General features: G+C 73.9%; 4 protein-coding genes. All 4 read right to left on the bottom strand.

The window, feature by feature from the left end:
• Positions 1-250: 250 nt before the first annotated feature.
• Positions 251-1,738 (bottom strand): UDP-N-acetylmuramoyl-L-alanine--D-glutamate ligase, encoded by a 1,488-nt coding sequence (gene murD / locus ACSNOH_RS32960; RefSeq protein WP_436725124.1) that lies wholly within the window; start codon positions 1,736-1,738, stop codon positions 251-253.
• Entirely contained in the window at positions 1,720-2,784 is a 1,065-nt protein-coding gene (gene mraY / locus ACSNOH_RS32955) for a phospho-N-acetylmuramoyl-pentapeptide-transferase (RefSeq protein WP_106682025.1), read from the bottom strand. Before mraY ends, murD begins: the two co-directional genes overlap by 19 nt.
• Positions 2,784-4,202, bottom strand: a complete 1,419-nt coding sequence (locus ACSNOH_RS32950; protein ID WP_436725123.1) for a UDP-N-acetylmuramoyl-tripeptide--D-alanyl-D-alanine ligase — start codon at positions 4,200-4,202, stop codon at positions 2,784-2,786. The genes mraY and ACSNOH_RS32950 overlap by 1 nt, the downstream gene beginning before the upstream one ends.
• Before the next feature lie 65 nt (positions 4,203-4,267).
• The gene (locus ACSNOH_RS32945) at positions 4,268-5,782 is read right to left on the bottom strand and encodes a UDP-N-acetylmuramoyl-L-alanyl-D-glutamate--2,6-diaminopimelate ligase (RefSeq protein WP_436725125.1); all 1,515 of its coding nucleotides are present in this window, start codon (positions 5,780-5,782) and stop codon (positions 4,268-4,270) included.
• Positions 5,783-5,843 lie beyond the last annotated feature (61 nt).

The following is a 5,843-nucleotide window of genomic DNA, read 5'->3' as shown; positions in this document are numbered from 1 at the left end:
GCCGCGCCCCGCGCCGCCTCCACGGGCCGCTGCGGGGCGCGGGCGGGGCGCCCGGGCGGACCCGGAGCGCGCGACGGGGCCGCGCAGGGCCGTCCAGGGGCCGGGCGGCCCCAGGGTGTCGTCCGCGTGCATCCCGGTGTCCCCTTCGCTGGTCTCCGGCGGCGCGCCCGGCCGAACGCCCCGGGGCCTGCCCCGGAGACTTCCCAGGATCGGGAAGTCCCCTCCTCAGCCCGCCGCGGGGACCGGGCGGCTACTCGCCCGGGGCGCCGGGCTCCTGGCCGGCCAGGTCCCGCACCGCCTCGGCGAAGGCCTCGCCGCGCTTGTTGTAGTCGGTGAACATGTCCATCGAGGCGCAGGCCGGGGCCATCAGCACGGTGTCCCCCGGCCGGGCGAGCCGGGCCGCTTCCCGCACCGCCGCGGCCATCGCCCCAGTGTCGGTCCGGTCGAGGTCGACGACCGGGACATCCGGGGCGTGTCGCGCCAGCGCTTCCGCGATCAGGGCGCGGTCGGCGCCGATGAGGACGACGCCGCGCAGCCGCTTGGCGGCCTTGGTGACGAGGCTGTCGAAGGTGGCGCCCTTGGCGAGGCCGCCGGCGATCCACACGATCGGCTCGTAGGCCGCGAGGGACGCCTCCGCGGCGTGGGTGTTGGTGGCCTTGGAGTCGTCCACGTACGCGACGCCGGCCACGTCCGCGACGTGGGCGATGCGGTGGGCGTCCGGGCGGAAGGCGCGCAGGCCCTCCCGGACGGCCGCGGGCTCCACGCCGAAGGCGCGGGCCAGGGCCGCGGCCGCGAGGGCGTTGGCGACGTTGTGCGGGGCCGCGGGCTTGACGTCCGCGACCTCGGCGAGCTCCTGGGCGCTGGTGTACCGGTCCTCGACGAAGGCGCGGTCCACGAGGATGCCCTCGACGACGCCGAGCATGGACGGGCCGGGGGCGCCGAGGGTGAAGCCGATGGCGCGGCAGCCCTCCTCGACGTCGGCCTGGCGGACCAGGTGCTCGGTGGCGGGGTCGGCGGCGTTGTAGACGCAGGCGACCTGGTTGCCCTCGTAGATCCGGCCCTTGTCGGCGGCGTAGGCCCGCATGGAGCCGTGCCAGTCGAGGTGGTCGGGGGCGAGGTTCAGGACGGCCGCGGAGTGGGCGCGGACGGACGGCGCCCAGTGCAGCTGGTAGCTGGAGAGCTCGACGGCGAGGACGTCGTACTCCTCCTCGCCCAGCACCACGTCGACGATCGGCGTGCCGATGTTGCCGACGGCGCGCGTGCGCAGGCCCGCGGCCTTCAGGATCGAGGCCAGCATCTGGACCGTGGTGGTCTTGCCGTTGGTGCCGGTGACCGCGAGCCAGGCGGCCGGCTTGCGGCCGCTCTCGCAGCGCAGGCGCCAGGCGATCTCCACGTCGCCCACGACGTCCACGCCGGCCGCGGCGGCGGCCTCGAACAGCGGGCTCGACGGCTTCCAGCCCGGGGAGGTGACGACGAGCTCCGTGCCCTCGGGCAGGGTGTTCGCGTCCCCGAGGCGGACGGTGATGCCCTCCGCCTCCAGGCCGGCCGCGCGCTCGCGCAGCTGCGGGCTGTCGCCGCTGTCGACGACGGTCACCACGGCGCCGAGGCCGGCCAGGGCGCGGGCGGCGCTGATGCCGCTCACGCCGAGGCCGGCGACGGTGATGTGCTTGCCGCTCCAGGCGGAGGGCTCGGAGGGGCCGGAAGAGCCGGAAGAGGGTGTCACTTGATGGCCAGCCATCCCGCGTAGAAGATTCCGAGGCCGATGGCCACGCACAGGCCCTGGATGATCCAGAACCGGACCACCACGAGGACCTCGCTCCACCCCTTGAGCTCGAAGTGGTGCTGGAGCGGGGCCATCCTGAAGACGCGCTTGCCGGTGAGGCGGAACGAGCCGACCTGGATGATCACGGACATGGTGATCAGGACGAAGAGGCCGCCGAGGAGGGCGAGCAGCAGCTCGGTGCGCGAGCAGATCGCGAGTCCCGCGAGGGCGCCGCCGAGGGCCAGCGAGCCGGTGTCGCCCATGAAGATCTTGGCGGGCGAGGTGTTCCACCACAGGAAGCCGAAGCAGGAGCCCATCAAAGCCGAGGCGACGACGGCGAGGTCGAGCGGATCGCGCACTTCGTAGCAGGCGGCGCCGGCGGTCAGCGGGTTGCCGCAGGACTGGCCGTGCTGCCAGGTGCCGATGAAGACGTACGCGCCGAAGACCATCACGGAGGCGCCGGTGGCCAGGCCGTCGAGGCCGTCGGTGAGGTTCACGCCGTTCGACATCGCGAGGATCATGAACAGCGCCCACACCACGAAGATGACCGGGCCGACGGACCAGCCGAAGTCCTGGGTGAAGGAGAGCCGGGTGGAGGCCGGGGTCTGGCCGCGGGTGTCCGCGAACTGCAGCGCGAGGACGGCGAAGGCGATGCCGACGATCAGCTGGCCGGCCATCTTCGCCTTGGCGCGCAGGCCCAGGCTCCGCTGCTTGACGATCTTGATGTAGTCGTCGAGGAAGCCGACGAGGCCCATGCCCGCGGTCAGGAACAGCACCAGCAGGCCGGAGAAGGTCGGCTCGTGGCTGGTGATGACCTTCGTCAGGGCGTAGGCGATCAGGGTGGCCAGGATGAAGGCGATGCCGCCCATGGTGGGCGTGCCCTTCTTCCCGGCGTGGCCGCGCGGGCCGTCGTCGCGGATGAACTGGCCGTAGCCCTTGCGGGCGAGGAACTTGATCAGCAGCGGGGTGCCGATGAGGGTCAGGAAGAGACCGATGACACCCGCGAAGAGGATCTGGTTCATCAGCCGGCGACCTCACCGTCGGCGAGCAGCTGCTCGGCCACCCACTCCAGCCCCACCGACCGGGACGCCTTCACCAGCACGACGTCACCCGGGCGCAACTCGCTGCGCAACAGGTCGACCGCCGCCTGCGCGTCGGACACGTGCACCGACTCCTCACCCCACGAACCCTCGTTATAGGCGCCCATCTGCAGCCAGGCCGCTTCCCTGCCCCCGACTGCCACGAGCTTGCCGACATTGAGCCGGACGGCGAGCCGTCCGACCGCGTCGTGCTCGGCGAGCGACTCCTCGCCGAGCTCGGCCATCCGACCGAGCACCGCCCACGTGCGGGCCCCCTGCGCCGCTGCGGCTGTGCCCATGGCGGCCAGCGCGCGCAGCGCGGCTCGCATGGATTCGGGGTTCGCGTTGTAGGCGTCGTTGACGATCGTCACGCCGTCCGCACGCTCGGTGACCTCCATGCGCCAGCGGGAGAGCTGGCCCGCCCCGGAGAGCGCGGAGGCGATCTCCTCTGCGGGCATGCCCAGCTCATGGGCGACGGCGGCCGCGGCGAGCGCGTTCGACACGTGGTGCTCACCGTACAGCTGCATGGTCACGCCGGCGCACCCGGTGGGTGTGTGAAGCGTGAAGGCCGGCTGCCCGGTGGCCGTCAGCCGGACGTCCTCGGCGCGCACGTCGGCGTCGGGAGCCTCGCCGAAGAGGACGACGCGGGCCTTCGTACGGGCGGTCATGGCGCGCACGAGCGGGTCGTCGGCGTTGAGCACGGCGATGCCGCCGCCGGCGGCCGCGGGCAGCGCCTCGACGAGCTCGCCCTTGGCCACGGCGATCTTCTCGCGGCCGCCGAACTCGCCGACGTGGGCGGTGCCGACGTTGAGGACGACGCCGATGCGCGGCGGGGTGAGCTCGGCCAGGTAGCGGATGTGGCCGATGCCGCGGGCGCCCATCTCCAGGACCAGGTGCCGGGTCTCCTCGGTCGCGCGCAGCGCGGTGAGCGGCAGGCCGATCTCGTTGTTGAGCGAGCCGGGCGGCCAGACGGTGTCGCCCAGGCGCTCCAGCAGCTGGGCGATCAGGTCCTTGGTGCTGGTCTTGCCGGCGGAGCCGGTGATGCCGACGACGGTGGTGCCGAGCCGTTCGACGACGGCGCGGGCCAGGGTGCCGAGCGCCCGCTCGACGTCGGGGACCACGATCGCGGGGACGCCGACGGGGCGGGCGGCCAGCACGGCCGTCGCGCCCGCCTCGACGGCGCGCTCGGCGTAGTCGTGGCCGTCGACGTGCTCCCCGGCGAAGGCGGCGAAGAGGCTGCCGGGCTCGACGGCCCGGGAGTCGATCACGACGGGACCGGTGACCCGGGCGTCCGGGTCCGGTATGTCGTGCTGCTGCCCGCCGACGATGGCGGCGATCTCGGCGAGGGACAGAGCGATCACTGAGATTTACCTCCGGCCGTTCGGGAGATCTTCCGGGGGGAGGGTTGTGCGCGCATGGCGGTCTGTCATCCCTGGTCGTTCCGGTGCTTGGTCAACGAGCGCTGTTGCGCGGCTTCGATGGCCTCGCGCAGCACCTGGCGGTCGTCGAAGGGGCGGACGACGCCGTTGATGTCCTGGCCCTGCTCGTGGCCCTTGCCGAGGACGAGGACGATGTCGGATGCCCCGGCCCGGTCGACCGCGGCGGCGATGGCGTCGGCCCGGTCCTCCAGCAGGAGGACGGTGCCGCGCTCGTGGACGGGCACCTCGGCGGCGCCCTGCAGCATCGTGGCGAGGATCGCGAGCGGGTCCTCGGAGCGGGGGTTGTCGGAGGTCAGCACGGCGGTGTCGGCCAGCCGGGCGAGGGCCGCGCCCATGGGGGCGCGCTTGGTGGTGTCGCGGTCGCCGCCGCAGCCGAGGACGGCGTGGATGCGGCCCTCGCACACCTTGCGCAGCGCGCGGAGAACCGATTCGACGGCGTCCGTCTTGTGGGCGTAGTCCACCACGGCGAGGTAGGGCTGGCCCGCGTCGACGCGCTCCAGGCGGCCGGGCACGCCGGGGACGGCGGCGACGCCGTCGGCGGCGGTCTGCGGGTCGATGCCGGCGGCCACGAGGGCGACGACGGCCGCGAGGGCGTTGGCGACGTTGAACGGGCCGGCGAGGGGCGCCTTGGCCCGGATCCGCTCGCCCTGCGGGCCGAGGATCGTGAAGACGGAGTCGAACGGGCCGATCTCGACGTCCGCCGCGCGCCAGTCGGCGTCGGGGTGGCCCTCGGCGGAGAACGTGGTGACGGGCACCTCGGACTCGCCGGCGGCGAGCCGGCGGCCGTACTCGTCGTCGAGGTTGACGACGCCGGCGCGGCTGCGGGCCTTGGTGAAGAGCTCCGCCTTGGCCTGGAAGTAGTCCTCCATGCCGGAGTGGAACTCCATGTGCTCCGGGCTGAGGTTGTTGAAGACCGCCACGTCGAAGACGCAGCCGTCGACGCGGCCGAGCCGCAGGGCGTGGCTGGAGACCTCCATGGCGACCGAGGCGACGCCGCGCTCGCGCATGACGGCGAAGAGCGCCTGCAGGTCGGTGGCCTCGGGGGTGGTGCGCTCGGACTTGAGCCGCTCGTCGCCGATCCGCGACTCGACGGTGCCGATCAGGCCCGTCTTCCCGCCGGCCGCCCGCAGCCCGCCCTCGATCAGGTACGCCGTGGTGGTCTTGCCGGAGGTGCCCGTGATGCCGATCTGCAGGAGCTCCTCGCCCGGCCGGCCGTAGATCGTGGCGGCCAGCTCGCCCATGACGGCGCGCGGGTCGGCGACGGTCAGCACGGGCAGGCCCGTGGCGGCGGCGCGCTCGGCGCCGGAGGCGTCGGTCAGCACGGCGACGGCGCCGAGGCCCGCGGCCTGGGCGGCGAAGTCGGCGCCGTGGAAGCGGGCGCCGGGCAGGGCGGCGTAGACGTCACCCGGCCGCACGGCGCGCGAGTCGTGGGTGATGCCGGTGACGGCGGCTCCGGGGCCCTGCGGCGCGGGGATGCCCAGCTGACCGGCCAGCTCGCCCATGACGGCGCGCGGGTCGGCGACGGTCAGCACGGGCAGGCCCGTGGCGGCGGCGCGCTCGGCG

The sequence above is a fragment of the Streptomyces sp. URMC 127 genome (assembly GCF_051386535.1).
Lineage (GTDB): Bacteria > Actinomycetota > Actinomycetes > Streptomycetales > Streptomycetaceae > Streptomyces.
Note: the sequence above shows the minus strand (reverse complement) of the source record. Positions and strands in the feature narration are given on the sequence as shown.